Below are 310 nucleotides of genomic sequence, written 5' to 3' on the forward strand. Positions count from 1 at the left end.
TATTACCTTTATACTCTAACAAATCTTGTGGCAACTCTATTGCGAGTGTAGAAGTATTATCATCATTGATAACTTCTTTTGCTTGTATGTTTGAATCTTCATAGCTAAAGGGCTTGTTTGTATTATTTTGGTTTGTAGATTCTATGTTTGTGTTAGATTCTGTATTGCTTAAGATAGGGTTAGAATCTATTATGGTTTGTTTGGCGTTATTGCTTGTATGATTGCTTATAAAGCCATCGCAATTTATATAGCACACTATGGCATTTACACTAGGAATACGATTGTATGTATCTTTAGAATCATAAAGTTT

The 310-nt window shown here is 31.0% G+C and carries 1 pseudogene; it reads right to left on the reverse strand.

The features are described from left to right. Positions 1-310, reverse strand: a pseudogene (locus CQA53_RS13100) (hypothetical protein); the annotation flags it as partial.

The organism is Helicobacter didelphidarum, from assembly GCF_003364195.1.
Taxonomy (GTDB): domain Bacteria; phylum Campylobacterota; class Campylobacteria; order Campylobacterales; family Helicobacteraceae; genus Helicobacter_A; species Helicobacter_A didelphidarum.